Here is a 25,049-nt window from a genome sequence, read left to right as displayed (position 1 = left end):
GTCGTGTCATGGCCGGGCTTGTCCCGGCCGTCCCGAGCATGCTCGCACTGGACCCGGATGGCCGGGCCAAGCCCGGCCATGACGCCGGGAAGCAGGTTGAAGACATGAGCGACGACACCCCGACCAAGGACCAGCTCTCCCGCAACGAGCACATCAAGGAGGCTTCGGGATATCTCCGCGGCACCCTGGCGGAGGGCCTGCTGAAGGACGTCACGGGGGCGATCTCCGAGGATGACGGGCAGCTCGTGAAGTTCCACGGCATGTACCTGCAGGACGACCGCGACCTCAGGGCCGAGCGGACGAAGAAGAAGCTGGAAAAGGCCTATTCCTTCATGATCAGGCTGCGCATCCCGGGCGGGGTGGTGACGCCGAAGCAGTGGCTGATCCTGGACGGCATCGCCACGACCTATGCGAACGGCTCTCTCCGGGCCACCACGCGGCAGACGTTCCAGTACCACGGGGTCATCAAGTCGAACCTGAAGCGGACGATGCGCGCCATCGACTCCGCCCTGCTCGACACGATCGCGGCCTGCGGCGACGTGAACCGCAACGTGCTCGCGGCCACGAACCCGCATCAGTCCGGCGCGCACCGGGCCGCGCACGACCTCGCCAAACGCCTGTCGGACGAGCTCCTGCCGCGCACGGGCGCGTGGCGCGAGATCTGGCTCGACGGCGAGCGCGTGGTCGGCGGCGAGGACGAGGGCGAGCCGGTCTACGGCCGCACCTATCTGCCGCGCAAGTTCAAGACGGTCGTCGCGGTGCCGCCCTCCAACGAGGTCGACATCTTCGCGCATGATCTCGGCTTCATCGCCATCCTGGACGATGCGGGCCGGGTGCAGGGTTGGAACGTGACCGTCGGCGGCGGCATGGGCATGACCCACGGCGAACCGGAGACCTTCCCGCGTCTCGCCGACGTGATGTTCTTCTGCGAGCCGGACCATGCCGTGAAGGTCGCCGAGGCCGTCATGACGGTGCAGCGCGACTGGGGCAACCGCCAGAACCGCAAGGCCGCGCGGCTCAAATACACGATCGAGAAGCACGGGCTCGCCGCCTTCCGGGCCGAGGTGGAGAGGCGGGTCGGGCGCGCCTTCGAGGATCCGCGCCCCTTCCGCTTCGAGAACAACGGCGACCGCTACGGCTGGACCGAGGGCGAGGATGGGCGCCAGCACCTGACGCTCTTCATCGAGAACGGCCGCATCCGGGACATCCCCGGCGGGCCGCAGCTCCTCTCGGGGCTCCGCCGCATCGCGGAACGGCACGAGGGCGAGTTCCGGCTGACCGCGAACCAGAACGTCATGGTCGCCAATGTCGCGCCCGAGAAGCGCGCCGAGATCGAGGCGATCGTGGCCGAGTTCGGCCTGACCGCGCATGCCGGCGCGCTCCGGCGCAATGCGATGGCCTGCGTGGCGCTTCCGACCTGCGGCCTCGCGCTCGCGGAGAGCGAGCGCTACCTGCCGAGCCTCGTGACGATCCTGGAGGAGCGCCTCGCCGCGCATGGCCTCGGCCAGCAGGAGATCACCATCCGCATGACCGGCTGCCCCAATGGCTGCGCCCGCCCCTACATCGCGGAGATCGGGCTCGTGGGTAAGGGCCCCGGCCGGTACAACCTCTATCTCGGCGCGGCCTTCGACGGCTCGCGGCTGTCGAAGCTCTATCTCGACGACGCGGACGAGGGTGCGATCGTGGCTGCGCTCGACCCGCTCTTCGCCGCCTACGCGAAGAAGCGGAAGAGAGGGGAGCGCTTCGGCGACTTCGTCATCCGGGCCGGCTTCGTCGCGAGAACGGAGGCGGGACGGACCTTCCACGACAATGTCGGGCAGCGGAAGGCGGCGGCGTGAACGTCCTCGAAGCCGTGCCTTCCGGCGCAACCCTTGCTTGAACCATGGCCATGACGCCGACACTCGCCCCGTCCGTAACCCGCGCTCCGCGGCTCGCGCCGCTCGCGAAGCTGCCGATCTTCCTCGACCTCGCGGGGCGGCGCATGCTGCTGGTCGGCGGCGGCGAGCCGGTCGTCTGGAAGGCGGAGCTGCTCGCCGCCGCGGGCGCGCGGCTCGATGTCGTGGCGCCCGAGCCGCATCCGGATCTCGCGGAGCTCGCCGCGGCGAGCGGAGGTGCGGTCGTGCTGCATCGGCGCGCCTGGCGGCCCAGAGATCTCGACGGGGCGGCCATCGTGATCGCCGACGAGGAGGACGAAGCGGAGGCCGCCCGGCTGCGGCAGGCCGCGCAGGCGCGCGGGCTGCTGGTCAACGTCATCGACAAGCCGGCCTTCTGCGACTTCCAGTTCGGCACCATCGTCAACAGGTCGCCGGTGGTGATCGGCATCATGACGGACGGCGCGGCTCCGATCCTCGGCCAGGCGATCCGGCGCCGCATCGAGGCCGTGGTGCCGGCCTCGCTCGCCTCCTGGACGCGGACCGCCAAGGGTTTTCGCGAGCGGCTGAGAGCACTCCTGCCCGGCCGCTCCGACCGGCGCCTCTTCTGGGAGGGCTTCGTCGATCGCGCCCTTCGGACGGGCACGCCGGAAACGGAACAGCCCGCCGAACTGGAGCGCCTGGCCGGCTCGATTGCCGCCGGGCGGCGCCGGGAGAGCGGCATCGGAGAGGTCGTGATCGTGGGGGCGGGGCCGGGCGATCCCGAGCTCCTGACGCTCAAGGCCATGCGCGAACTCCAGGCCGCCGACGTCATCGTCTACGACCGTCTCGTCACGCCCGGCGTGCTCGAGCTCGCCCGCCGCGAGGCGCGCCGCATCCATGTCGGCAAGGAGGGCCACGGCGCCGCGTGCCGGCAGGAGGACATCTCGTCCCTGGTCGTCGATCTCGCGCTCGCGGGCGAGCGCGTGGTGCGGCTCAAGGGCGGCGACCCGGCCGTGTTCGGCCGCACGGGCGAAGAGGTTCTTGCCTGCCGCGAGGCCGGCGTTCCGGTCCGGATCGTGCCGGGCGTCACGACGGCGAGCGCGGCCGCCGCCTCGCTGAACGTATCGCTGACGCATCGCGACCACGCCCAGCGGCTCCAATTCGTGACGGGGCACGACCGGCACGGCGAGCTTCCCGCCGACCTCGATATCGCCGCGCTGGCGAATCCCCGCTCCACCCTCGTGATCTATATGGGCCGGCGCACGGCCGCGCTCCTGGCGCGGAAGCTGATCGGGGCCGGGCTGCCGGGCGGGACCCCGGTGGTCGCGCTGGCCGACGTGTCGCGGCCGGAGGAGACGCGGATCGCGGCGCGGCTCTGCGACCTCGCGCAGGGCCTTGTGCTTCCCGAGCGGCGGCCGGTGATCATCGTGATCGGGGCGGCGCTCGCGGCCGCAGCCGAGACAAGGCTGTCCGGAGCCCTTTGCGGCGAGCTCGCGCAGGCAGTCCCTTGCTAGCCCCGCAGGCCGGATACGGCGGTCGCGCCCGGTGCGGGCTGCGGCGGCGCCTCGACTGCGATGTCATGATAGAGGATGACGCGGGCCGCCAGGAGCGCTACCACGATTGCCCAGAACATGGCAGAAACGATCCTGTGTAACATTTCCGGGATGAAGAATAGCGAGCGGTTTCAGTTATACCCAGAAGCGCATCAAAACCAGAACGATCAGGCCATGGCGCGATATTTACTAATTTCTTCTCGTAGACGAGCCAGGCAGAGCGAATGCGCGCCGGCCCCGCGGCGTACGAAAAATCTTCTTCTCCGGCGGGTTCCGCGCGCCGGCGCAGTCGGATCGCGACCATGAGCGCCGCGGCCAAAAGCCTGGACCGCATCGACCGCCAGATCCTGCGCATCCTCCAGGCCGATGCCGACGTCCCGATCGCGAGCATCGCCGACAAGGTCGGGCTGTCGCAGACGCCGTGCTGGAAGCGCATCAGGCGGCTGGAGCGGGACGGGATCATCGAGAAGCGCGTGGCCCTGCTCAACCCCGAGAAGATCGGGCTCGGCATCACGGTCTTCGTCTCGATCGAGGCGCCCGACCATTCGGAGGAATGGCTCGCGACCTTCGCCGAGCGGGTCTCGGCGATGCCGGAGGTGCTGGAGTTCTACCGGATGGCCGGAGACGTCGACTACATGCTCCGGGTCGTGGTGGCCGACATGGCCGCCTACGACGCCTTCTACAAGCGCCTCATTTCGACCGTCAGCCTGAAGAACGTCACCTCCCGCTTCGCCATGGAGAGGATCAAGTCGGAAACGGCCTACGAGATTAAGTAGGCGCGACCGGCCCTCCATCCGCGGCCCAGCCGGCCGCTGACGCACCCGGACGCTGGTCCGAGCGGTCTCGCCGGCCGGCAGCCTCGATCGGGCGTCGCGGCCGAGGGATGAGGAAGCCGGCGATCTGCGACATGCTGCAGCCTTCGCTGCGGCGAGACCCAAGCCTATCTCGTGTACCGCGCCCGCTCGATCCCGAGCGCTTTTCCGGCCGGCACCAGGAATGGCGCGAGACCGCCCGCGTAGCGGCCGGAGCGACCGCGCCGCAGTCAGCCCGGAATCTTGGAGGCCGCAACCGCGCGCTCGGCCGCAAGCAGTACGTCCAGGCCGCGCCAGGGCTTGCGCAGCGCCCGGATGCCCTCGGGCAGGGGCTCCTGTCCATCCCGGCCGGACGAGGACGTCGTGACCACAACGTGGACCTGCGGCCAGAGCGTCGCGGCCGAGCGCGCGAGATCCAGCCCGTCCCGCGGGCCGGCCAGCGTCTCGTCGGCGAACAGGAAGGCCACGTGCTCGCCGTTCCGCTGCAGGATTGCGAGGGCGGCCTCCGCGCTCGTGCATTCGATCACCGCGAGTTCCGTCTCCTCCAGCAGCGCGGCCGCGAGCGCCCGCAGGTCCGGATCCGGCTCCGCAACCAGCGCGATGCGCCGGGAGCCGCGAGCGGGCGCCCCGCCGTCGGGGATCTGGCGCACGAGCGCGGCCATCTCGTCGGGAACGCCTTGCTCGAGCAGATCCTCGTAGAAGTCCTGAAGCAGGCCCGCGAACAGCGATGCCCTTGATCTTCCGCGACGCCCGGTCGGCGCCGCCGATGGTTGCGTGGTGATCATGAACGGGCCTCCCCTCCGCAGACACGGAGGATAAGCGCCCAGCCCTGCTGCGGTTTCAGCTTGGCGGTTAACCGATGTTAAGAAAAGCCCTCAGGCCGCGTGCGGCATGCGCCGCGGCCCGGCCGCGCCGACGAGAAGACATCCTGCCGCGAGGTAGCTGAGCGCCACCGGCCCGCACGACCGCCGCGCGACCGTGAGGACATCCCGCGGCGCCAGCGCCGGCGTGACGAGCGCCGGAAGGCCGTTGTCGTTGCAGGCATCCGCCTGCCGGCCAAAATTTACCGCCCTTCCCATCTCACGTCCTCCGCGTGATCGCCGTCCCTGTCTAGGGTCCGAATGTTTCGGCGGGTTGGCGCCGCGGCCGGCAATGTTTCGGCGCTGTTGCCGCGGGAGCGCCGGGCGGGCCGGGCACGATGCAACCGCTGCGCGGGGCGACCGTTCTCCACGAGGCTCGGTTCTGCACGGCCGTCGGCCGTTCCGGCCTGATCGCGAGGGACGCGGCATGATTTGGCCCTGGAGATCGCCCGCGGAGCTCGCGCGCCGCGTGGCCCGCCGCGAGGCACGGTTCGTCGAGATCGCGCGCGTGGCGTATGAGCGTGCCCGCGGGGAGCTCGGCCCGCAGAAGCTGAAGCCGCGCGACTGGGAACCGGATCCGCCCGCGCCGCCGACCGGCAAGGCGGCAGCCAGGGCGCGGGCAGGCAGGTTGAGAGCCGAGGGGACGTGACGGACAGGGAGTTGCGGCAATGGGCGGAGCGCGTGGTCGAGCTCTATGCCAGCCGCGTGAAGATGACGCTACTCGAGCAGGGCGCGCTGGAGCGCGATCTGGCCGCGCGGTTCAAGGCCGCGCTCGGGGCGGGGAGGCCCGTCGCGGATTGGGCCGAGGCCGCCAATGCCGGCCTGGAGGAATGGGAGCGAAGTCACCCGCAGCACGGAACCCGGATCGCCGGCTTCTCGGAGACGGGACGCCAGGTCTTCGAGAAGCGTCGCACCTGAGCGCTGCGGTTGGCAGATCCGGACCGGAACGCTATCGCGGCAGAAGGGGCGCCTTCGCCGCTGACCGGAGGAGGCTATGACCTCGAACGACAACCTCGCCCGCGCGGCGGCCGCGCTCGACACGAGCAAGGTCGCCTACCAGAAGCCGCAGCCGTTCGGCATGCTGCCGGACGTCTTCGTGACCGGCGGGCTCGATCTCGACGGCGACGAGCGGGACTGGGTGCCGCAATCGGAGGACGTGTCCTTCAAGCCCCTGATTCTGAGCGTGAGCCAGGGCTTCTACGTCAACATCCTGCGCGTGCGCCGGGCCGGGGTGCTGTCGCGCCACCGCCATAGCGGTCCGGTCCACGCCTTCACGCTGCGCGGCAGATGGCGCTACCTCGAGCACGACTGGGTGGCGAATGCGGGCGACTACGCCTTCGAGCCGCCGGGCGAGACGCATACGCTCGTCGTGCCGGAGGACGTGTCCGAGATGGCCACGCTCTTCCACGTCACGGGCGGCTACACCTATGTCGACCCCTACGGCATCGCGATGGGCTACGAGGACGTCTTCACCAAGCTCGAGAACGTACGCGCCCATTACGAGCGGATCGGGCTCGGGGCCGACTACGCGAACCGCCTCGTGAGGTAACCGCGCGCCTCAGGCGGCCGGTTCGGAGGTGTCGATCAGGCCGCCGGCCGTGAAGCCGCCGTCCACCGCGACGACCTGGCCCGTGACGAAGCTGGCGCTTCCCTCGTCGAGCAGGAACGCGATGGTGCCCGCGACCTCCTCCGGGGCGGCGTAGCGCTTCTGCGGCACGGTGCGAAGCCAGCCGCGCCGCACCTCCGGGCCGTGCATCTCGCGCACCATCGCGGTCTCGATCGGACCAGGCGCCACGGCGTTGACGCGGATCCGGTGAGACGCCAGTTCGACAGCCATCACCTGCGTCAGGTTGATCACGGCCCCCTTCGAGGAGCCGTAGGCGGAGCGCCCGAGATTGCCCCGCATGCCGGACACGGAGGCGATGTTCACGATCGCGCCGCCGCCATGCCGGCGCATGCAGCGCGCCGCCTCGCGCCCGAGCAGGAAGGTGCCGACGACGTTGACGTCCAGGATCTTCCTGAACAGCTCCGCGCTCGTCTCGAAGAACGGCACGTCGCGGGCGATCCCGGCGGAATTCACGACGCCCCGCACCGGTCCGAACTCCGCATCGCAGCGCGCCACCGCCTCGACGACCGCCGCCTCGTCGCAGACGTCGAGCCGCTCGAACCGCACCCGCTCGGGGCCGAGCCCGATGGAAGACCCGGCCGCCGCAAGGCTGTCGGGCGCGAGGTCCGCGACGAGCACGCGCCAGCCCTGGCCGAGAAGCCGGCGCGCGGCTGCGAGCCCGATCCCGGACGCGCCCCCCGAGACGATGACTACATCCGAACCCGCCATCGCACGTCCTCCCTCCTCGCCCGCGCCGTTCCCGGCCACGGCCCGCGCTGCATCGGCAGAGTCGAGCGGAGTCGCGACGCTGTCCAATCACATCGTCCGGGCCCGGAAGGAGCCTCGGCCTCCGCCGGAAGTGCTGTTTCCCGCTGCTTGATCTTTGCGCCGCGCTGTCCCAACACTCCCGGCCAACGAGGCAGCCCGGCAAGGGCGCCCGGCCCTTGGAAACGTCCGCCCGGCCCCGCCGGGCCCGGGAGGAGAGCGTCATGGATCTGTCTCGTCGCGCGCTGATGAAGGCGACGGCTTCGACCGCGCTGGCCGGCGGCGTGGCCGCACCATGGATCGCGCGCGCCCAATCGGCCGAGTTCACCTACAAATACGCGAACAATCTCCCGGTCACGCACCCGATGAACGTGCGCGCCCGCGAGATGGCCGAGGTGATCAAGGCCGAGACCGGCGGCAGGGTCGAGATCCAGATCTTCCCGTCCAATCAGCTCGGCTCCGATACCGACATGCTGAGCCAGCTCCGTTCCGGCGGGATCGAGTTCTTCACGCTCTCCGGACTGATCCTCTCGACGCTGGTACCCGCGGCCTCGATCAACGGCGTCGGCTTCGCCTTCCCGGATTACGACGCGGTCTGGAAGGCGATGGACGGCGAGCTCGGGGCCCATGTGCGCGCCCAGATCGCCAAGGCGAACCTCGTCGCCATGGAGAAGATCTGGGACAACGGCTTCCGCCAGACCACCTCCTCGACCAGGCCGATCAACGCGCCGGAGGATTTCAAGGGCTTCAAGATCCGGGTGCCCGTGTCGCCGCTCTGGACCTCCATGTTCAAGGCGCTGGAATCGGCGCCGGCCAGCATCAACTTCGCGGAAGTCTATACCGCGCTGCAGACCAAGACCGTCGACGGCCAGGAGAACCCGCTCGCCATCATCTCGACCGCCAAGCTCTACGAGGTGCAGAGATACTGCTCGCTCACGAACCACATGTGGGACGGGTTCTGGTTCCTGGCGAACCGCCGCGCCTGGGAGCGCCTGCCCGAGAACCTGCGCACCGTGGTGGCGAAGCACGTCAACGACGCCGGCATGAAGGAGCGTGCGGACGTCGCGGCGCTCAACGCCTCGCTCCAGAAGGAGCTGGCCGAGAAGGGCATGGTCTTCAACCAGCCCAGGATCGAGCCCTTCCGCGACAAGCTCCGCCAGGCCGGGTTCTACGCCGAGTGGAAGGGCAAGTACGGCGACGAGGCCTGGGCGCTCCTGGAGCGCTCGACCGGCAAGCTCGCCTAACCTGCTGAGCGCCCCTCCGGGCCCGCGCTCCGGCAGGGTCCCGTCCGAACCGGTGACCGCATGACGTCTCCCGGCATCGCCCCCGCTCAGGACTTCGTCCCGGGCGAGCCCTCAGTCGCGCTCACGGAAACGGAGGGCGCTCGGCGCGGCTCCCGCCTCCTGCGGCCGCTCGAGATGATCGCCTCGGCGCTGCTCGTCGCGATCGTCGTCCTGCTCTTCGCGGGGGTGGTGTCCCGCTACGTCTTTTCGCTGCCGGTCGTCTGGATCGACGAGGTCGCCTCGCTCTGCTTCCTGTGGCTCGCGATGCTCGGCTCCGCGATCGCCGTGGACCGCAACGAGCACCTGCGGCTGACCCTGTTCCTGAACATGATCCCCGGGCGCTGGCGCGACCTCGTGGAGGCCTTCGCGGCCCTGGTCGTCGCCGTGTTCCTGGCGGGGCTCATACCCTCGGCCTTCGACTATGCCTCCGAGGAATGGTTCATCACGACGCCCGCGCTGAACATCCCGAACACGTTCCGGGTCTCCGCCATCCCGTTCGGCATGGTGACGATGCTCGGCATCGTGCTGGCCTATGCGGCGCGGAACTCGCGCTGGCGCGACCTCGCGCTCGCCGCGCTCGTGCTGGCCGCCATCGGCTTCGCGCTCTGGCTCTGGTCGCCGGGCCTCGTCCGGATGGGCCAGGGCAAGATCGTCATCTTCCTGGTGATCTTCGTCGCCGTGGCGCTCGCGGCCGGCGTGCCAATCGCCTTCTGCTTCGGCATCGGCACGCTGACCTATCTCGCCTTCGCGACGCGGGTGCCCGTCTTCGTCATGATCGGCCGCATGGACGAGGGCATGTCGAGCCTGATCCTGCTCTCCGTCCCGGTCTTCGTGCTCCTGGGCTGCATCCTGGACGCGACCGGCATGGGCAAGGCGATCGTCGACTTCCTGGCCTCGCTCCTCGGGCATGTGCGGGCCGGCATGTCCTACGTGCTGCTCGGCTCGCTCTTCGTGGTCTCCGGCATCTCCGGTTCCAAGGTCTCCGACATGGCGACCGTCGCGCCCGCGCTCTTTCCGGAGATGAAGCGCAGGGGCCATTCGCCGCGCGAGATGATCGCGCTGCTCGCGACCGGGGCCGCCATGGCCGATACCGTGCCGCCCTCGATCGTGCTGATCGTGCTGGGCTCGGTCGCCGGGGTCTCCATCGCCGGCCTGTTCACGAGCGGCTTCGCGATCGCGATGGTGCTGCTGCTCATGCTGGCCGTGCTCGCGCGCTGGAAATGCCGCCACGAGAGCCTGGAGGGGGTGCGCCGGGCACCCCTGGGCGTGATCGGGCGCACGATGCTCGTCGCCGGTCCCGCGCTCGTCCTGCCGTTCCTGATCCGCTGGACGGTGGCGGACGGCATCGCGACCGCGACGGAGGTCTCGACGGTCGCGGTGCTCTACGCGCTGCTCATCGGCATCCTGGTCTATGGCGGGATCGGCTGGCGCTCTTTCTACGCCATGCTGGTCGAGACGGCGGCGCTGACCGGCGCGATCCTCCTCATCCTCGGCACGGCGCTCGCCATGGCCTGGGCCATCACCCAGGCCGGCATCGCCCAGCAGGTCGCCTCCTTCATGACGGGCCTGCCCGGCGGCTCCTTCGCGTTCCTGGCGCTCAGCATCGTGGTCTTCCTCGTGCTGGGCTGCTTCCTGGAGGGACTGCCCGCCATCGTCCTCATGGCGCCGCTGATGTTCCCGATCGCCAAGGGGCTCGGCATCAACGACATCCACTATTCGATGGTGGTGGTCACGGCGATGAATATCGGCCTGATGACGCCGCCCGTGGGCGTCGGCTTCTATCTCGCCTGCAAGATCGGCGGGGTCTCGCCGGACGAGGCGCTCGGCGCCATCTGGCCCTATCTCGTGGCGCTCTTCGCCGGGCTCGTCGTCATCGCGGCCGTGCCCTGGTTCTCGACCGCCTTCCTGTGATCGCCGGCGCGCCGCGGGTCAGGCCGCGACGCCCGCGCCATCACCGCGGCGCGAGAGGCCCCGCGGGCTCCGCCGAGAAGAACGGCCGGAAATTCTCCAGCCAGCCGCGCAGCCAGGTCTCGAGGCCCCGCTTCGCACCGGCCTCGTCGGCGCCCCAGCCCCAGGCATCCTCCGCGAGCGGGCTCGACCAGACCCACATGCGGTTGCCGCCGTCATATTCGACGAAGCCTACCTCGACGGCGCCCGAGCGCGCCGTGAACCGCCGGAGCGGCACGCTCGCGACCTCGTCGCGGGTCCAGTTCAGCGGAGTATCGCTCATCGACGGCATCTGCGCCCGCCGCCCAAGGCCGTCCGGCGGGCCGGCATAAGCCAGACCCGGCGGTCCGGCCTGGAGACGCGCAGGCCGCGCTCTATCTGAAGGCAACCTCGACGATCTCGTAGGACTTGCCCCCGCCCGGCGTCGAAACCTCCACGGTGTCGCCGACGCCCTTGCCGATCAGCGCCCGGGCGACGGGCGACGAGATGGAGACCCGGCCGGACTTCACGTCGGCCTCCGGGTCGCCGACGATCTGATAGATCCGCTCCTGCTCGGTCTCCTCGTCGACGAGCTTCACGGTCGCGCCGAACTTCACCTTGTCGCCCGAGAGCTTGGCGACGTCGATGATCTCCGCACGCGCGATCATCGATTCGAGCTCCTGGATCCTGCCCTCGTTGAGGGACTGGCTCTCCTTGGCCGCATGATACTCGGCGTTCTCGGACAGGTCGCCGTGCGCGCGGGCTTCCGCGATCGCCTCGATGATGCGTGGCCGCTCCACCTGCTGGCGGTGCTTCAGCTCCTCCTCCAGAGCTGCGAAACCCTTCGCCGTGATCGGCATCTTGTCCATGGCACGTCTTTCGGAATCGGAGCAGGAGCCAGGTCCGGAGAACCCGGCCCGCAAGGTCGGCCGATGCGGCGCCCGGGCGAGACTGCCCGCGGCGTACATCTCAGGACCGCCTGCAGGATGGGCCCGCATGCCTCCCGCGGCGGCGATCTCGGCTGGAAGTGTGGTGCAGCCGAGCACCTTGCGCAAGAGGGCGGCAGGCCGGGTCCCCAGACGAGGCGAGCCCCTGCGGGCGGCAGGCCACTGGAATGCTCGCCGAAGACATGCGCCAGCGCCCAATCGCGACGGCAGCCCTGCATGACGTGGAGCTTGGCGCAGGGCACCTGCCCATCAACGAAGAGGCGCGTTCAGCCGAAGTACTCCTGCAGGGCGCGCACCTCGAGATCGCCGGCGAGATAGGCCTTGATCCCCTCCGCCGCGGCCACGGCGCCGGCGAGCGTGGTGTAGTACGGCACCTTGTGCAGCAGCGCGGCGCGGCGGAGCGAACGGGAATCGGACAGCGCTCCCGCCCCCTCGGTCGTATTGAACACGAGCTGGATGTCGCCGTTCTTGATCGCGTCGACGACGTGCGGCCGGCCTTCCAGCACCTTGTTGATGCGCTCGGCCGGGATGCCCTGCTCGGCGAGGTAGCGCTGCGTGCCACGCGTCGCCACGATCCGGAAGCCGAGATCGGCGAGGAGCTTCACGGCGGGCGCGATCCGCTCCTTGTCGCCATCGCGCACCGACACGAAGACCGTCCCGCCGCGCGGCACGCTCGTGCCCCCGCCGAGCTGGCTCTTAGCGAAGGCGACCCCGAAGCCGCGATCGAGCCCGATGACCTCGCCCGTGGACCGCATCTCCGGCCCGAGCAGCACGTCGACGCCCGGGAAGCGCGCGAAGGGGAAGACGGCCTCCTTCACGCCGATATGGTTGAGCTCCTTGCGGGCGAGCCCGAACGAGGCGAGGCTCTCGCCCGCCATGATGCGGGCCGCGATCTTGGCGATCGGCACGCCGATCACCTTGGCGACGAAGGGTACGGTGCGGGATGCGCGCGGGTTCACCTCCAGCACGTAGATCTCGCCGTCCTTGATCGCGTATTGCACGTTCATCAGGCCGCCCACGCCGAGGCCGAGCGCGAGCGCGCGGGTCTGGTCCTCCAGCTTCCGCACGGTCTCCGGCGAGAGCGAGCGCGGCGGCAGCGAGCAGGCCGAGTCGCCGGAATGGATCCCGGCCTCCTCGATATGCTCCATGATGCCGGCGACGAAGACGTCCTTGCCGTCGCAGAGCGCGTCGACATCCACCTCGATCGCATCCGACAGGTAGCGATCGAAGAGAAGCGGGTTCTGCCCGAGCACGGTATTGATCTGGCCGGTCTTGTCGTTCGGATAGCGCGCCTTCACGTCCGACGGGATCAGCGAGGGCAGCGTGCCGAGGAGATAGTCCTCGAATTGCTGCTCGTCGCGGATGATCGCCATGGCGCGGCCGCCGAGCACGTAGGAGGGGCGCACCACGAAAGGCAGGCCGAGATCGCTCGCCACGAGCCGCGCCTGCTCCACCGAATAGGCGATGCCGTTCTTCGGCTGCTTCAGGTGCAGCCGGTCGAGGAGGCGCTTGAAGCGGTCGCGGTCCTCGGCGAGGTCGATCGCATCCGGCGAGGTGCCGAGGATCGGCACGCCCTCGGCCTCGAGGGGCTTTGCGAGCTTCAGCGGCGTCTGCCCGCCGAACTGCACGATGACGCCGTGCAGCGTGCCGCGCGAGCGCTCGACATCGACGATCTCCAGCACGTCCTCGGCGGTCAGCGGCTCGAAATAGAGCCGGTCGGAGGTGTCGTAGTCCGTCGACACGGTCTCCGGGTTGCAGTTCACCATCACGGTCTCGTAGCCGGCCTCGCCGAGCGCGAAGGCGGCATGGCAGCAGCAATAGTCGAACTCGATCCCCTGCCCGATCCGGTTCGGCCCGCCGCCGAGGATCATCACCTTCTTCCGGTCGGAGGGCTCCGCCTCCGAGACCGGCGCGCCCGCGAAGGGCGGCGCGTAGGTCGAGTACATGTAGGCGGTGGGCGAGGCGAACTCGGCCGCGCAGGTGTCGATGCGCTTGAAGACGGGCCGGACGTCGAGCGAACGGCGCAGCGCCCTCACCTCCGCCTCGCTCCTGCCCGTCAGGACCGCGAGGCGCGCATCCGAGAAGCCCGCCGCCTTCAGCTTGCGCAGCGCGCCGGGCGTCGCCGGCAGGCCGTGCGCCTTCACCTTCGCCTCCAGATCGAGGATGGAGCAGATCTGCTGGAGGAACCACCGGTCGATCCGGCAGCTCTCGTACACCTCCTCCACCGAGAAGCCGAGGCGGAGCGCCTGCGCGACCTTGAGCAGCCGGTCGGGCGTCGGGGTCGAGATCGCGGCCTTGACGGCGTTCCTGTCGTCGCCCTTGCCGAGCCCCTCGATCTCGATCTCGTCGAGCCCGGTCAGCCCCGTCTCCAGCGAGCGCAGCGCCTTCTGGAGGCTTTCCGGGAAGGTCCGGCCGATCGCCATGACCTCGCCGACGGACTTCATGGCCGTGGTGAGCGTCGGCTCGGCGCCCGGGAACTTCTCGAAGGCAAAGCGCGGGATCTTGGTGACGACGTAGTCGATCGTCGGCTCGAAGGAGGCCGGGGTGGCGCCGGCCGTGATGTCGTTCTCGATCTCGTCGAGCGTGTAGCCGACCGCGAGCTTCGCCGCGACCTTCGCGATCGGGAAGCCCGTCGCCTTGGAGGCGAGCGCGGACGAGCGCGACACGCGCGGGTTCATCTCGATCACGATCATGCGCCCGTTCTCGGGGTTGATCGCGAACTGGACGTTGGAGCCGCCCGTCTCGACGCCGATCTCGCGCAAAACCGCGATCGAGGCGTCGCGCATGATCTGGTATTCCTTGTCGGTCAGCGTCAGCGCCGGCGCGACGGTGATCGAGTCCCCGGTGTGAACTCCCATCGGGTCCACGTTCTCGATCGAGCAGATGATGATGCAGTTGTCCGCCCCGTCGCGGACCACCTCCATCTCGTATTCCTTCCAGCCGAGCACGCTCTCCTCGATGAGCACCTCGTTGGTGGGCGAGGCGTCGAGGCCGCGCTCGACGATCTCCAGGAACTCCTCGCGGTTATAGGCGATGCCGCCGCCCGTCCCGCCGAGCGTGAAGGATGGCCGGATGATGGCCGGGAGCCCGACCATCGGCAGCGCCGCAAGGGCCGCGCCGAGCGCATGCTCCTGGTAGCGCTTGCGACGCTCGTTCTCGCCGCGCTCCCAGGCGGCCTCGTAGGCCGCGAGCGCGGCGGCGTCCGCCGGGTCGATCGCGGACTTGCCCGCGAGGTATTTCTCCCGGTCCGCCTTCTTGAGCGCCGAGGCGTTGGCGAGGGCCGAACGCGGCGTCTCGAGCCCGATCCGGGTCATCGCCTCGCGGAAGAGCTGGCGGTCCTCCGCCTTGTCGATCGCGGTCGCGTCGGCGCCGATCATCTCGACGCCGAACCGGTCGAGCACGCCCATCTTCTTGAGCGAGAGCGCCGTGTTCAGCGCCGTCTGGCCGCCCATGGTCGGCAGCAGCGCGAAGCCTTTGGAGCGGTCGCCGCGCTCCTTCTCGATGACCTTGGCGACGATCTCCGGCGTGATCGGCTCGACATAGGTCGCATCGGCGAGATCGGGATCGGTCATGATCGTCGCCGGGTTCGAGTTGACCAGGACGATGCGGTAGCCTTCGGCCTTCAGGGCCTTGCAGGCCTGGGTGCCCGAATAGTCGAACTCGCAGGCTTGGCCGATCACGATCGGCCCCGCCCCGATGATCAGGATGGTGGAGATGTCTGTGCGTTTGGGCATTGCGTGTTGCGTGCGCGCGCCCGCGCGCGGCGCTCGGGCGAGGCGCCACGCTCGGGCAACGGTGTGATCGGGCTAGGGCGCAGGCTTTAGCAGGCCGCGCCGCCGGGGGGAAGCGGGACCGGCAGGCGGAAGCTTCCCGCCCGCTCGTCGCGGAGCTGGTGCGAGGCGCCGCCGGGCAGGACCCTGCGGGTCCGCGCCAACCTATCTGTTCAGATGAATCGGGATCCGCGCCCGCAGGCTACGATGGACGCGATCGGGGCGATCTCTGGGGCGGGAGCCGTGGACAACGAGCGCAGGCGCAACATCCGGAGCCACGTGAAGAGCCTGCTGCGCCAGGCCGACCGCCGACGCCCCGACAGCCGCGCCGGGCAGGACGGGGAAGAGCCGACCCCCCGCAGGCGGGAGCCCCCGCCGCGACGCGGGCTCGGATCCCGCTGAACCCGGTCCGGCCGCCCTATTCGGCCGCGCTCGCCACCGTCGTGCGGGGCGGGAGGACGGGCTTCAACCCGGCCATGTGGGCGAGGCGCTCGCGTTCCTCCTTCGGCAGGTCCGATTCTGAGAGCGAGGCGAAGTTCGCCCGCGAGAAGGGCAGGCGCCCGCCGCGGAAGACCAGGACCTCGCCCTTGAGCACCACGATGTCGCCGCGCCGGAGCGTCGGGTCCTGCAGGTACCAGTCCGGGTTCTTGGCCGGGTCGAGCGCCTCGGGGGGCACGCTCGCGGTCTCGACCGAATCCTGCCGCTTGCGCTCCTTGCGCACCGCCCGCTCCTTGGGGCGCTTGCGCACCGTGATGTCGAGCGCATCGTCGCCCACATCCACCCCCTCCCCCGCAGGGGCGGGCTGATAGTAGTAGCGCTGCGGCTCCGGCTCGATCCCGAACAATCGTTCGAAGAACCCGGCCTGCGCGCCCGTGATGCCGCCGAGCACCAAGGCGGCGCCGGCGGCGGCACGCAGAGAAGACTTCAAGCCGCTGATCCGCATCGCCGACCGCCACATCCGAGATCTGGACGCAAGCCGGCGCCGCTTTCGGCCCGGATATTCGGGTCGGGCTTCCGCCACGGCGCCGGAACTTGCATGGTTGCGACGTGAACTTGGCTGCCCGGGCGGAAGTTCCAACAATCGGGATCGGCGGGGCCGGCTTTCCGGCCGCGGCGAAGCTCGACTATGAGCGGCGGACGAGCGGGGGAACGGCCTTGGACGGCGGGACGGCGGGCGAGGCGGGGATCGCGGCGGCACTGGTGACGGGCGCCGCGCGCCGGATCGGGCTCGCCATCGCCGAGGAACTGGCCAGGGCCGGCTACGACGTCGCGCTCCATTGCAGCCCGGGGTCGCGGCGCGAGGCCGAAGCGGCCGCGACCCGCCTCGCATCGGGCGGGCGTCGCGTCGCCGTGGTGCCGGGCGACCTCGAAGACGCGGCCGCGCCGGCCGCGGTCGTGGATGCGGCCAATGCCGCGCTCGGGCCGCTGACGCTGCTTGTCAATTCCGCCGCCCTGTTCGAGCCGGACGGGGCGGAGGCTCCCGATCCCGATCTGCTCGACCGGCACTTCGCCGTGAACCTGAAGGCGCCGGTGCTCCTTGCGGCCGCCTTCGCGGCCCAGGTGCCGGATGGGATCGAAGCCTCCATCGTCAACATCATCGACCAGCGGGTCCTGCGCCCGAACCCGGCCTATTTCTCCTATACCCTGTCCAAGTCGGCGCTCTGGACCGCGACACGGACGATGGCGCAGGCCCATGCAGCGCGCCGCATCCGGGTGAATGCGGTCGGGCCCGGCCCGACCGCGCCGAACCGCCACGACGGAGAGGACGGGATGCGGGCGGAGGTGGCGGGGATTCCGCTCGCCCGACCGGTCCAGGCGGCCGAGATCGCCGAGGCGGTCCTGTTCCTGGCGCGGGCCCGCAATGTCACAGGGCAGTTGATCTGCGTGGACGGCGGGCAGCATCTTGGCTGGCAGACGCCCGACTTCCTGGGCGCGCACCGACCCCAAGGGACCAGATGACCCATCCGCTCCTCGCCGAGATCGCGCCCTTCGCGGACGACCTCATCCGCATCCGGCGCGACATCCATGCGCATCCGGAAACCTCCTTCGAGGAGACGCGCACCGCCGCGCTCGTCGCCGAGCGGCTGCGGAGCTGGGGCATCGAGGTGAGCGAGGGGGTCGGCCGGACGGGAGTGGTCGGCACGCTCAGGGGCAGGCGCCCGGGGAACCACGCGGTGGGGCTGCGGGCGGACATGGACGCGCTCAACATCCACGAGCAGACGGGGCTTCCCTACGCCTCGACGATCCCGGGCAAGATGCACGCCTGCGGCCATGACGGGCACACGACCATGCTGCTCGGCGCGGCGCGCTATCTCGCCGAGAAGCCGGACTTCGCCGGGCAGGTTCATTTCATCTTCCAGCCCGCCGAGGAGGGCGGCGGCGGTGCCGCCCGCATGATCGAGGACGGGCTATTCGAGCGCTTTCCCTGCGACGCCGTCTACGGGATGCATAACGGGGCGGGCACGCCGGTCGGGCAGTTCCGCCTGCGGCCGGGGCCGATGATGGCGGCGGTCGACTTCTTCACGGTCACCTTCCGCGGCACGGGCGGGCATGGCGGCTCCACCCCGCATCTGGCGACCGACACCACAATCGCGCAGGCCCATTTCGTCCTGGCGCTGCAGAACGTGATCGGCCGCAACATCCCCGCGCTCGAACCCGCCGTGATCTCGATCGGCTCCATCCAGGGCGGCTCGCCGCATTCGCCGAACGTGATCCCGGCCGAGATCGCGATCCGCGGCACGGTCCGGACCTTCTCGGAGGACATCCGCGCGAAGGTCGAGCGGCGGATGCGGGAGCTCGCCGAGGCGCATGCGGCCGCGCAGGGCTGCACGGCCGAAGTGGTCTACGAGAAGCTCTGCCAGGCGCTCGTCAACCACCCGGAACAGACCGCGATCGCCACCCGGGTCGCCGCGTCCCTCGTCGGCGGCGACAGGGTGGAGGGCAACGCCCCGCCCATCACGGGCGGCGAGGACTTCTCCGACATGCTGCGGGCCCGGCCGGGCGCCTTCATCTTCATCGGCAACGGCGTGAACCCCGACGGTACGCACCACCCAGTCCACACGCCGCATTACGACTTCAACGACGGCATCATCCCGCTCGGGGTCGCCTATTGGGTGAGCCTGGTCAGGGAGGAGCTTGCCGCCCCGTGAGGCGGGGTCCGACCCGACCTCCGCATTCTGAAGATGCGGCGCGGCGCCCCCCTCCCCGATCGCGGACGGCGGCGGCTGAGGACTGCCCGCCGCTCGTCACTGGTCCAGCACTGCGCCTGCTTTCCTGATTACCGGCGTCCAGCGGTCGATCTCGCTTCTGATGAAGCGGTGGAGCCCCTCTGGACTTTGCAGATCCCGGGCCGGGACATCGGCGCCGAGTTCGGCGAAGCGGGTCTGCACGGCTGGCGAGGCCAGCGCGGCGACCAGCGCCTCGTTCAGCTTGTCCAGGATCGGCCGGGGCGTGTCCTTCGGCAGGAACATCGCATTCCAGACCTGGACCTTGTACTCGGGCAGCCCGGCCTCGTCCGTCGTGGGTACGCCCGGCAGGCTCCGGGCCCGTTCCGCCTGCGCGACCGCGAAGGCCTTGATGGTGTCTGCCTGCACCTGTGGCGCCACATTGACGATCTGGTCGCAAAGGTAGTCGACCTGCCCGCCGATGATGTCGTTCATGGCCGGCCCCGTTCCGCGATACGGCACCTCCGTCGGCTTGATGCCGACGATCGAATTGAAGAGGAGGCAGGTGGTATGGGACACCGACCCGATGCCCGCATGGGCATTGGTGACCTTGCCCTCGCTCGCTTTGAGATAGGCGACGAACTCGCGAAGGTTGGAGGCCGGGAGCGTCTTGCGGGCGACGACCAGGATCGGATTGGTGTTGACCAGACCCACGGGTGTGAAATCGGACAGCGGGTCGTAGCGGAGCTTCGGGTTCAGGGCGACCGCCGCCGCATGCGTGCCGGTGTGACCGATCAGGAAGGTGTAGCCGTCGGGCGCGGCCTGGGAGACGCGCAGCCCTGCGGTCTGCCCGCTCGCTCCGACAACGTTCTCGATGACGACCGACTGACCGAGGCTGCGGGACATCTGCTCGCCGATGATGCGACCGATGACGTCCGTCGGGCCGCCCGCCGCGAACGGGATCACCATGGTGAGCGGCCGGCTCGGATAGGTCTGGGTCTGGGTCTGGGCCTGGGCCGACCAGCCGAGCAGCCCTATCAACATGACCGCCGCAGCCCTGGCGCACCCTTTCATGATGTTTCCTCCTTCGGTCTTGGCCGTTTCTCCGGTCAGGGCAGCACACGGGAGGGGGAACGTAAAGCTGGACATCCGGCTATGCCGGCCGGCGCGGTCGGCCCGGTGCGGACGCGGCTGACCCTCCTCCTTCGCTAGTACGATCCGTCCAGGCCACGCCCGCTCGCGGCTTGGCAGAGGGCGAGGAGCGCGCGGTTGAGCGGCACCTCGATCCCGTGCCGCTCGGCCGCACGGACGACCGCGCCCGTGATGTAGTCGTGCTCGAGCGGCCGGCCCGCGAGCCGGTCGTAGAGCATGGATGTGCCGCCGTCCGGATTGGCCTTGCCGAGGCCGGCAACGACCTGGTCGGCATCGGCCGGCGTGAGCTTCGCGCCCTCCGCCTGCGCGACCCGGAGGGCCTCGGCGAGGACGCCGGATACGAGCGGGCCGATGCCCTCCTCGCCGAGCACCCGGATGCGCCGGAGCGTCAAGGCGGTGATCGGGTTCGCGACCAGGTTGCCGAGGAGCTTCCGCCAGGCGACGGTCGTGAAATCGGGATCCTCCGCCACCTCGAAGGCGGAGCCCGCGAAGAGCGGCGGGATGGCGGCGCCGGCCTCCGTCGCAGACAGCGTCAGCCTCGCATAGGCGTGATGGCGGATGCGGCCCGGCGAGACCCGCTCGGCCGAGCAATAGATGATGGCCGGCAGGATCGCGCGTGCGCCGGGGGCCAGCGGACGGACGCGCTCCTCGTGCCCGACGCCGTTCTGCACCACGACGACGATCGTCTCCGGCCCGACCAGGCGGTCGAGCCAGGGCTTCGTGCCCGCCGTGTCCTGCGACTTGGTGGTGAGGAGGACGAACGGCACGGGGCCGACATCTTCCGGCCTCGTCGCGAGCGGTACGGCGACCTGCCGCGTCCGGTCCGGCTCCTCGACGATCAGCCTGTCGAACGGGGTGCGGACGCAGAGGGTGACGTCGCGGCCCGCCTCGGCGAGCTCCGCCGCCAGATAACCCCCGATGGCGCCAGACCCGATGATCGCGACCTTGCCAGACATCCCGCCCCGCTTGCGCTACTGGAACCGTGAAGCCCGTACGCATAACCCATCCTCGACCGCGTTCCAGGAGGCCTCGAAGCATGAACGATCCGCGCTGGGCGGTGATCACGGGCGCATCGAGCGGGATCGGGGCCGAGATGGCGCGGATCTATGCCGGCCGCGGACGCTCGCTCGTCTTGGCGGCGCGCCGCGAGGCGCGGCTCGCGGAGCTGAAGGCCGAGATCGGCTCGCGCCATCCCGACGCAAGGATCGAGACCGTCGTGCTCGATCTGGAGGAGCCGGACGGCGCCGAGGCGCTGATGGCCGAACTCGACCGGCGCGGGATCGAGCTGGAGACGCTCGTCAACAATGCCGGGTTCGGGCTGCGCGGCGGATTCGCGACCCTGCCCTATCGCGACCAGCTCGCCATGCTGCAGCTCAACGTCGTGAGCCTGACCCAGCTCTGCCGGCTCGCGCTTCCCGGCCTCGCGGCACGGCGGCGCGGCGGCATCATCAACGTCGCGTCCACCGCAGCCTTCCAGGCCATCCCGTACATGGCGGCCTACGCGGCCACGAAGGCCTATGTCCTGTCACTCTCGGAGGCGCTGCACGAGGAGGCGGGCCGGCACGGCGTGGTGGTCACGGCGCTCTGCCCGGGCCCGACCGCGACCGAGTTCTCGGCCCGCGCCGACCTGGAGCGCTCGCGGATGTTCGAGCGGCCCATGTCCGCCGCGGAGGTGGCGCAGGCCGGGATCGACGGGCACGAGGCGGGGCGGGCTGTCGTCATTCCCGGCGCTTCCAACCGCCTCGGCGCAATCGGGGCCAAGCTCGCGCCGCGCCGCCTCGCCCGGCAGATCGCGGGCTGGCTGCAGAGGCCGAAGGGATGACGGCCCGGCCGGGTTCCATGCGGGCCCTGCTGCGGCAGTTCTCCGCCTTCTTCGGCGTCGGGATCGCGGCCGCGATCGTGCATTACGGCTTGCTCGTCAGCCTCGTCGAAGGCTACCGCATGGAGGCCGTGCGGGCGACACTGGTCGGCTATGTGGGCGGAGGCATCGTGTCCTACCTGCTCAACCGCCGGCATACCTATGCGAGCGACCGCCCGCACCGGGAGGCGGGCTGGCGCTTCGCCGTGGTCGCGCTCGTGGGGTTCGGCCTCACCTGGGCCGCCATGGCGCTCTTCGTGCGGGCGCTCGGCGCGCCCTACCTGCCGGCCCAGGTCGCGACGACCGGGATCGTGCTGGTCTGGAGCTTCCTGGCGCACAAGCTCTGGACGTTCCGCGCGCCGCCGGCCGTGCTCCCCTAGGAGAACCGGATGACGGACGATCTCTTTCCCGGCTTCGCCTCGCACTGGATCGACACGGAGACCGGCCGGGTCTTCGCCCGCTCGGGTGGAAGCGGGCCGCCCCTCGTGCTCCTCCACGGCTTTCCGGAGACGCATGCGATGTGGCACCGGCTCGCGCCGGAGCTCGCCCGCACGCATCACGTGGTCTGCATGGACCTGCGCGGCTACGGCTGGTCCTCCGCGCCGCGCGGCGATCCGGGGCACGAGACCTACTCGAAGCGGGCCATGGGCCGCGACGTCGTGCGCGTCATGGAGGAGCTCGGCCATGTCCGCTTCGCGGTGGCCGGGCACGACCGCGGCGCACGCGTCGCGTACCGGCTCGCGCTCGACGAGCCCGGACGGGTCGAGCGGCTGGCGCTGCTCGACATCCTGCCGACCTTCGAGGTCTGGAGGCGCATCCGCGCCGGGACCCAACCCGCTGCGCATTGGGAGTTCCTGGCGCGGCCGGAGCCCGAGCCCGAGACGGAGATCGGCCGGGATCCCCTCCCCTATTTCGAGGGGCTGATCCGCTCCTGGTCAGGCGGGAAGTCGCTCGACTTTCTCGACCGGCGCGCCCTCGCCGCCTATCGCCAGAGCTGCAACGAGCCCACCCGCATCCACGCCTTCTGCGAGGATTACCGCGCCGGCGCGACGCTCGATCCGGCGCAGGACAAGGCGGACATGGCAGCCGGAAGGACGCTCGCCTGCCCCAGCTTCCTGGTCTGGAGCGCACGCTATCTCGTCCGGTCCGGGGCCGAGCCGCCGCTCGAGGCTTGGCGGAAAACCTTTGCTCCGGGGATCATGGGATCGGAGATCGATTGCGGGCATTTCGTCGCCGAGGAGGCGCCGGCCGAGACCCTCGCGGCGCTCCGGCCTTTCCTCGAAGGTTAGCGCCGCCCGGCGAAGAAACCGCGCAGGAGCTCGGCCGCCTCGCTCTCGCGAATGCCGCCATACACCTCCGGCGCATGATGGCAGGTCGGCGCGTCGAAGAAGCGCACGCCGCTCTCCACGGCGCCGCCCTTCGGGTCGGACGCGCCGTAATAGAGCCGGCGGATGCGCGCGAAGGAGATCGCGCCTGCGCACATCGTACAGGGCTCGAGCGTGACGTAGAGGTCGCAGCCCGCAAGCCGCTCGTCCCCGAGCACGGCTGCCGCCTCGCGCAGCGCGACGATCTCCGCATGGGCGGTCGGGTCGTGCGCCGTCCGGGGCCGGTTGTGCCCGGCCGCGACGACCTTGCCGTCCTTCACGACGACGGCGCCGACCGGCACCTCGCCGAGAGCGCCGGCACGGCGGGCTTCCTCCAGCGCGAGCGCCATCGGGTCGATGCGGGTGCGCCCCTCCCTATCCGTCCCTCGCCCTGCCATGCGGCCTCTGCTATCAGCCGGCCATGGCAGACAGCAATGACAGGGGCGGCAAACGCCCCGGCCGCCCCGGCGGACGCCCGCCCCGTGGCCAGAGCTTCCCCGACGGACCCCGACGCGGCGGCAGCGGCGGAGACGGTCGGGGCAAGCCGCCCGGCCGCTTCGGCGCCGAGCGGGCGGGACGGCGCGAGGACGGGCCCCGCACGCGCCCGTTCGAGCGGCGGGAGAACCGGCGTTCCGAGGAGAAGCCGGCGGACGCGCCGGCCCCGGCGCGGCAGCCCGAGGCCGCTCCGCCGGCCGAGGAGCGCATCGCCAAGGTGATCGCCCGCGCCGGCGTCGCCTCGCGGCGCGACGCAGAGGCGATGATCGCGGAGGGCCGCGTCACGCTGAACGGCGAGACCCTCACCTCGCCGGCCGTGAATGTCGGCCCCGGCGACCGGATCGCGGTCGATGGCGAGCCGCTCCCCTCGCGCGAGCGGACGCGGCTCTGGCTGTTCCACAAGCCGCGCGGGCTCGTGACGACGGCGCGCGACCCGCAGGGCCGGCCGACAGTGTTCGACTCCCTGCCGGAGGACATGCCGCGCGTCGTCGCCATCGGGCGGCTCGACATCAACACGGAGGGCCTGCTCCTCCTCACCAACGATGGCGGGCTCGCCAAGGTCATCGCGCATCCGGATACCGGCTGGACGCGCCGCTACCGGGCGCGCGCGCATGGCGAGGTCACGCAGGCGGATCTCGATAGGCTGAAGAACGGGATCACGCTCGAAGGCATGGAATATGGTCCGATCGAGGCGACGCTCGACCGGGTCCAGGGCGACAATGTCTGGATCACGCTGGCCCTCAAGGAGGGCAAGAACCGCGAGGTGAAGCGCGTCCTCGAACATCTCGGGCTCCAGGTGAACCGGCTCATCCGCCTCTCCTTCGGCCCATTCCAGCTCGGCGATCTCGAGCCAGGTCTCGTAGAGGAGGTCCGCACGCGCGTCCTGAAGGATCAGCTCGGCCAGAAGCTCGCGGAGGAGGCGGGAGTCGATTTCGAGAGCCCGGTCCGCGAGCCGATCCCGCCCTTCGGCAAGCCGGAGAAGCAGCCGGCCGAAGCGCAGCGCGGCAAGCCGGAGCGGCCGCCGCGGCCCCGGACGGCACGCGTCGACGACGAGCGCGCGCGCGGCAGACGCTTCGACGACCGCGAGCGCGGGCCTGTCCGCGGGGAGCGGGCCCCGGCCGCGCGGACGCGCCCCAAGCCGAGCACCGTCTGGCACGCTGATGCCGGCGAGAACGAGGAGATGCCCCGCCGCCCCCATCCGCGCCGGGAGGACCCCAAGGCCGAACGGCAGGCCGCGGCCGCGCGCGAGCGCGAGCGCATCGGCGCGATCTCCTCGCCGGAAGGGCGCCGGGTCGTCGTGGAGCGGCTCGTCGCCGATCCCGCGGCGGAGGAAAAGCCCCGCCGTCCCCGGCGCGAGGAGCGCGCCGAGCGCCCGCCGCGGCCGGACCGGCCTCCGCGGACCCGGCGTGAGGACGACGACCGGCCTGCCCGGACGAAGCGGCCTGCAGGCGGCGGCTTCGGCCGAGATCGCGATCAGCGCCCGGCCGAACGAGCGGGCGGCCGTCCCGCCTTCGGCAAGCCCGGCGGACGGACGGGTGCGGGACAAGGCCGTGGCGGCCCCTCCCGCGGCGGCCCCCGGCCCGGCGGCAAAGCCGGACCGCGCCCGAGCGGCGGGGCGCCGCGGGGGCGCGGCCGCTAGGG

At 70.6% G+C, this 25,049-nt stretch carries 25 protein-coding genes; 14 read left to right on the top strand and 11 right to left on the bottom strand.

Annotated features, from left to right (window positions below; all coding sequences use genetic code 11):
* The first annotated feature begins 8 nt into the window (after window positions 1-8).
* Window positions 9-1,838: an NADPH-dependent assimilatory sulfite reductase hemoprotein subunit gene (locus tag HJG44_RS02870; RefSeq protein ID WP_346767075.1), complete on the top strand. Its 1,830-nt coding sequence runs from the start codon at window positions 9-11 to the stop codon at window positions 1,836-1,838.
* 50 nt (window positions 1,839-1,888) lie between these two features.
* Entirely contained in the window at window positions 1,889-3,367 is a 1,479-nt protein-coding gene (gene cysG / locus HJG44_RS02865) for a siroheme synthase CysG (RefSeq protein WP_171216806.1), read from the top strand.
* Here cysG and HJG44_RS23940 read toward each other — a convergent pair.
* Window positions 3,364-3,486, bottom strand: a complete 123-nt coding sequence (locus HJG44_RS23940; RefSeq protein ID WP_281411461.1) for a hypothetical protein — start codon at window positions 3,484-3,486, stop codon at window positions 3,364-3,366. The two genes, cysG and HJG44_RS23940, sit on opposite strands and share 4 nt — an antisense overlap.
* 222 nt (window positions 3,487-3,708) lie before the next feature.
* Between HJG44_RS23940 and HJG44_RS02860 the strand changes: the two genes are divergently transcribed.
* On the top strand, window positions 3,709-4,182 hold the full coding sequence (locus HJG44_RS02860) for an Lrp/AsnC family transcriptional regulator (protein WP_171216805.1): 474 nt from the start codon (window positions 3,709-3,711) through the stop codon (window positions 4,180-4,182).
* 266 nt (window positions 4,183-4,448) lie between these two features.
* Here HJG44_RS02860 and HJG44_RS02855 read toward each other — a convergent pair whose 3' ends face one another.
* Window positions 4,449-5,003, bottom strand: a complete 555-nt coding sequence (locus HJG44_RS02855) for a response regulator (RefSeq protein ID WP_246735998.1) — start codon at window positions 5,001-5,003, stop codon at window positions 4,449-4,451.
* 90 nt (window positions 5,004-5,093) lie between these two features.
* Window positions 5,094-5,297: a hypothetical protein gene (locus HJG44_RS02850; protein ID WP_171216804.1), complete on the bottom strand. Its 204-nt coding sequence runs from the start codon at window positions 5,295-5,297 to the stop codon at window positions 5,094-5,096.
* Window positions 5,298-5,505: 208 nt separating this feature from the next.
* Here HJG44_RS02850 and HJG44_RS02845 point away from each other — a divergent pair, with 208 nt between their 5' ends.
* The 3 genes from HJG44_RS02845 (at window position 5,506) to HJG44_RS02835 (ending at window position 6,627) form a co-directional block, all read left to right on the top strand.
* Window positions 5,506-5,727: a hypothetical protein gene (locus HJG44_RS02845; RefSeq protein ID WP_171216803.1), complete on the top strand. Its 222-nt coding sequence runs from the start codon at window positions 5,506-5,508 to the stop codon at window positions 5,725-5,727.
* Entirely contained in the window at window positions 5,724-5,996 is a 273-nt protein-coding gene (locus HJG44_RS02840) for a hypothetical protein (RefSeq protein ID WP_171216802.1), read from the top strand. The genes HJG44_RS02845 and HJG44_RS02840 overlap by 4 nt, the downstream gene beginning before the upstream one ends.
* Window positions 5,997-6,072: 76 nt before the next feature.
* Entirely contained in the window at window positions 6,073-6,627 is a 555-nt protein-coding gene (locus HJG44_RS02835; RefSeq protein ID WP_430395025.1) for a 2,4'-dihydroxyacetophenone dioxygenase family protein, read from the top strand.
* A gap of 9 nt (window positions 6,628-6,636) precedes the next feature.
* On the opposite strand, the gene HJG44_RS02830 is transcribed toward HJG44_RS02835, so the two are convergent.
* On the bottom strand, window positions 6,637-7,413 hold the full coding sequence (locus tag HJG44_RS02830) for an SDR family NAD(P)-dependent oxidoreductase (protein ID WP_171216801.1): 777 nt from the start codon (window positions 7,411-7,413) through the stop codon (window positions 6,637-6,639).
* Between the two features lie 260 nt (window positions 7,414-7,673).
* Here HJG44_RS02830 and HJG44_RS02825 point away from each other — a divergent pair, with 260 nt between their 5' ends.
* On the top strand, window positions 7,674-8,693 hold the full coding sequence (locus HJG44_RS02825; protein WP_171216800.1) for a TRAP transporter substrate-binding protein: 1,020 nt from the start codon (window positions 7,674-7,676) through the stop codon (window positions 8,691-8,693).
* A gap of 174 nt (window positions 8,694-8,867) precedes the next feature.
* A complete protein-coding gene (locus HJG44_RS02820; protein ID WP_246736054.1) occupies window positions 8,868-10,643 on the top strand; it encodes a TRAP transporter large permease in 1,776 nt (591 codons plus the stop codon).
* A gap of 40 nt (window positions 10,644-10,683) precedes the next feature.
* On the opposite strand, the gene HJG44_RS02815 is transcribed toward HJG44_RS02820, so the two are convergent.
* The 4 genes from HJG44_RS02815 to HJG44_RS02800 all read right to left on the bottom strand — a co-directional run bounded on the left by HJG44_RS02815 (window position 10,684) and on the right by HJG44_RS02800 (window position 16,303).
* Complete coding sequence (locus tag HJG44_RS02815; protein WP_171216798.1) at window positions 10,684-10,962, bottom strand: hypothetical protein; 279 nt, start codon at window positions 10,960-10,962, stop codon at window positions 10,684-10,686.
* Between the two features lie 91 nt (window positions 10,963-11,053).
* The gene (gene greA, locus HJG44_RS02810; RefSeq protein WP_171216797.1) at window positions 11,054-11,527 is read right to left on the bottom strand and encodes a transcription elongation factor GreA; all 474 of its coding nucleotides are present in this window, start codon (window positions 11,525-11,527) and stop codon (window positions 11,054-11,056) included.
* Window positions 11,528-11,871: 344 nt separating this feature from the next.
* Window positions 11,872-15,339, bottom strand: coding sequence for a carbamoyl-phosphate synthase large subunit (gene carB / locus HJG44_RS02805; protein WP_171216796.1), 3,468 nt, complete (start codon window positions 15,337-15,339; stop codon window positions 11,872-11,874).
* A 454-nt stretch (window positions 15,340-15,793) separates the two neighbouring features.
* A complete protein-coding gene (locus HJG44_RS02800; protein ID WP_171216795.1) occupies window positions 15,794-16,303 on the bottom strand; it encodes a hypothetical protein in 510 nt (169 codons plus the stop codon).
* 119 nt (window positions 16,304-16,422) lie between these two features.
* On the opposite strand from HJG44_RS02800, the gene HJG44_RS02795 reads away from it, so the two are divergent.
* Together HJG44_RS02795 and HJG44_RS02790 are read left to right on the top strand one after the other, a co-directional pair.
* Window positions 16,423-17,334, top strand: coding sequence for an SDR family oxidoreductase (locus HJG44_RS02795; protein ID WP_430395024.1), 912 nt, complete (start codon window positions 16,423-16,425; stop codon window positions 17,332-17,334).
* Window positions 17,331-18,524: a M20 aminoacylase family protein gene (locus tag HJG44_RS02790; RefSeq protein WP_171216794.1), complete on the top strand. Its 1,194-nt coding sequence runs from the start codon at window positions 17,331-17,333 to the stop codon at window positions 18,522-18,524. Before HJG44_RS02795 ends, HJG44_RS02790 begins: the two co-directional genes overlap by 4 nt.
* Before the next feature lie 96 nt (window positions 18,525-18,620).
* Here the strand turns inward: HJG44_RS02790 and HJG44_RS02785 are convergent, their stop codons facing one another.
* On the bottom strand, window positions 18,621-19,613 hold the full coding sequence (locus tag HJG44_RS02785; RefSeq protein ID WP_171216793.1) for a tripartite tricarboxylate transporter substrate-binding protein: 993 nt from the start codon (window positions 19,611-19,613) through the stop codon (window positions 18,621-18,623).
* A 134-nt stretch (window positions 19,614-19,747) separates the two neighbouring features.
* The gene (locus HJG44_RS02780) at window positions 19,748-20,647 is read right to left on the bottom strand and encodes a 2-dehydropantoate 2-reductase (protein WP_171216792.1); all 900 of its coding nucleotides are present in this window, start codon (window positions 20,645-20,647) and stop codon (window positions 19,748-19,750) included.
* A gap of 80 nt (window positions 20,648-20,727) precedes the next feature.
* On the opposite strand from HJG44_RS02780, the gene HJG44_RS02775 reads away from it, so the two are divergent.
* The 3 genes from HJG44_RS02775 to HJG44_RS02765 are packed head-to-tail and all read left to right on the top strand — an operon-like array spanning window position 20,728 to window position 22,838.
* On the top strand, window positions 20,728-21,513 hold the full coding sequence (locus tag HJG44_RS02775) for an SDR family NAD(P)-dependent oxidoreductase (protein WP_171216791.1): 786 nt from the start codon (window positions 20,728-20,730) through the stop codon (window positions 21,511-21,513).
* A complete protein-coding gene (locus HJG44_RS02770) occupies window positions 21,510-21,929 on the top strand; it encodes a GtrA family protein (protein ID WP_246735997.1) in 420 nt (139 codons plus the stop codon). The genes HJG44_RS02775 and HJG44_RS02770 overlap by 4 nt, the downstream gene beginning before the upstream one ends.
* 9 nt (window positions 21,930-21,938) lie before the next feature.
* Window positions 21,939-22,838 (top strand): alpha/beta fold hydrolase, encoded by a 900-nt coding sequence (locus HJG44_RS02765; RefSeq protein ID WP_171216790.1) that lies wholly within the window; start codon window positions 21,939-21,941, stop codon window positions 22,836-22,838.
* Here the strand turns inward: HJG44_RS02765 and HJG44_RS02760 are convergent.
* Window positions 22,835-23,311 (bottom strand): nucleoside deaminase, encoded by a 477-nt coding sequence (locus HJG44_RS02760; protein ID WP_430395023.1) that lies wholly within the window; start codon window positions 23,309-23,311, stop codon window positions 22,835-22,837. The genes HJG44_RS02765 and HJG44_RS02760 overlap by 4 nt on opposite strands.
* A gap of 23 nt (window positions 23,312-23,334) precedes the next feature.
* On the opposite strand from HJG44_RS02760, the gene HJG44_RS02755 reads away from it, so the two are divergent.
* On the top strand, window positions 23,335-25,047 hold the full coding sequence (locus HJG44_RS02755) for a pseudouridine synthase (protein WP_171216789.1): 1,713 nt from the start codon (window positions 23,335-23,337) through the stop codon (window positions 25,045-25,047).
* The last annotated feature ends 2 nt before the right edge of the window (window positions 25,048-25,049 follow it).

The organism is Enterovirga aerilata (assembly GCF_013044135.1).
In the GTDB taxonomy this organism is placed as follows: Bacteria; Pseudomonadota; Alphaproteobacteria; order Rhizobiales; family Beijerinckiaceae; genus Enterovirga; species Enterovirga aerilata.
This window is presented reverse-complemented; position numbering and strand designations above follow the sequence as displayed.

Bases quoted from the DNA above. Each gene is read 5' to 3' on its own strand.
- HJG44_RS02870 (WP_346767075.1), top strand. From the start codon at position 9: ATGGCCGGGCTTGTCCCGGCCGTCCCGAGCATGCTCGCACTGGACCCG.
- cysG (WP_171216806.1), top strand. From the start codon at position 1,889: ATGACGCCGACACTCGCCCCGTCCGTAACCCGCGCTCCGCGGCTCGCG.
- HJG44_RS23940 (WP_281411461.1), bottom strand. From the start codon at position 3,486: ATGTTCTGGGCAATCGTGGTAGCGCTCCTGGCGGCCCGCGTCATCCTC.
- HJG44_RS02860 (WP_171216805.1), top strand. From the start codon at position 3,709: ATGAGCGCCGCGGCCAAAAGCCTGGACCGCATCGACCGCCAGATCCTG.
- HJG44_RS02855 (WP_246735998.1), bottom strand. From the start codon at position 5,003: ATGATCACCACGCAACCATCGGCGGCGCCGACCGGGCGTCGCGGAAGA.
- HJG44_RS02850 (WP_171216804.1), bottom strand. From the start codon at position 5,297: ATGGGAAGGGCGGTAAATTTTGGCCGGCAGGCGGATGCCTGCAACGAC.
- HJG44_RS02845 (WP_171216803.1), top strand. From the start codon at position 5,506: ATGATTTGGCCCTGGAGATCGCCCGCGGAGCTCGCGCGCCGCGTGGCC.
- HJG44_RS02835 (WP_430395025.1), top strand. From the start codon at position 6,073: ATGACCTCGAACGACAACCTCGCCCGCGCGGCGGCCGCGCTCGACACG.
- HJG44_RS02830 (WP_171216801.1), bottom strand. From the start codon at position 7,413: ATGGCGGGTTCGGATGTAGTCATCGTCTCGGGGGGCGCGTCCGGGATC.
- HJG44_RS02825 (WP_171216800.1), top strand. From the start codon at position 7,674: ATGGATCTGTCTCGTCGCGCGCTGATGAAGGCGACGGCTTCGACCGCG.
- HJG44_RS02820 (WP_246736054.1), top strand. From the start codon at position 8,868: ATGATCGCCTCGGCGCTGCTCGTCGCGATCGTCGTCCTGCTCTTCGCG.
- HJG44_RS02815 (WP_171216798.1), bottom strand. From the start codon at position 10,962: ATGAGCGATACTCCGCTGAACTGGACCCGCGACGAGGTCGCGAGCGTG.
- greA (WP_171216797.1), bottom strand. From the start codon at position 11,527: ATGGACAAGATGCCGATCACGGCGAAGGGTTTCGCAGCTCTGGAGGAG.
- carB (WP_171216796.1), bottom strand. From the start codon at position 15,339: ATGCCCAAACGCACAGACATCTCCACCATCCTGATCATCGGGGCGGGG.
- HJG44_RS02790 (WP_171216794.1), top strand. From the start codon at position 17,331: ATGACCCATCCGCTCCTCGCCGAGATCGCGCCCTTCGCGGACGACCTC.
- HJG44_RS02785 (WP_171216793.1), bottom strand. From the start codon at position 19,613: ATGAAAGGGTGCGCCAGGGCTGCGGCGGTCATGTTGATAGGGCTGCTC.
- HJG44_RS02780 (WP_171216792.1), bottom strand. From the start codon at position 20,647: ATGTCTGGCAAGGTCGCGATCATCGGGTCTGGCGCCATCGGGGGTTAT.
- HJG44_RS02775 (WP_171216791.1), top strand. From the start codon at position 20,728: ATGAACGATCCGCGCTGGGCGGTGATCACGGGCGCATCGAGCGGGATC.
- HJG44_RS02770 (WP_246735997.1), top strand. From the start codon at position 21,510: ATGACGGCCCGGCCGGGTTCCATGCGGGCCCTGCTGCGGCAGTTCTCC.
- HJG44_RS02765 (WP_171216790.1), top strand. From the start codon at position 21,939: ATGACGGACGATCTCTTTCCCGGCTTCGCCTCGCACTGGATCGACACG.
- HJG44_RS02760 (WP_430395023.1), bottom strand. From the start codon at position 23,311: ATGGCAGGGCGAGGGACGGATAGGGAGGGGCGCACCCGCATCGACCCG.
- HJG44_RS02755 (WP_171216789.1), top strand. From the start codon at position 23,335: ATGGCAGACAGCAATGACAGGGGCGGCAAACGCCCCGGCCGCCCCGGC.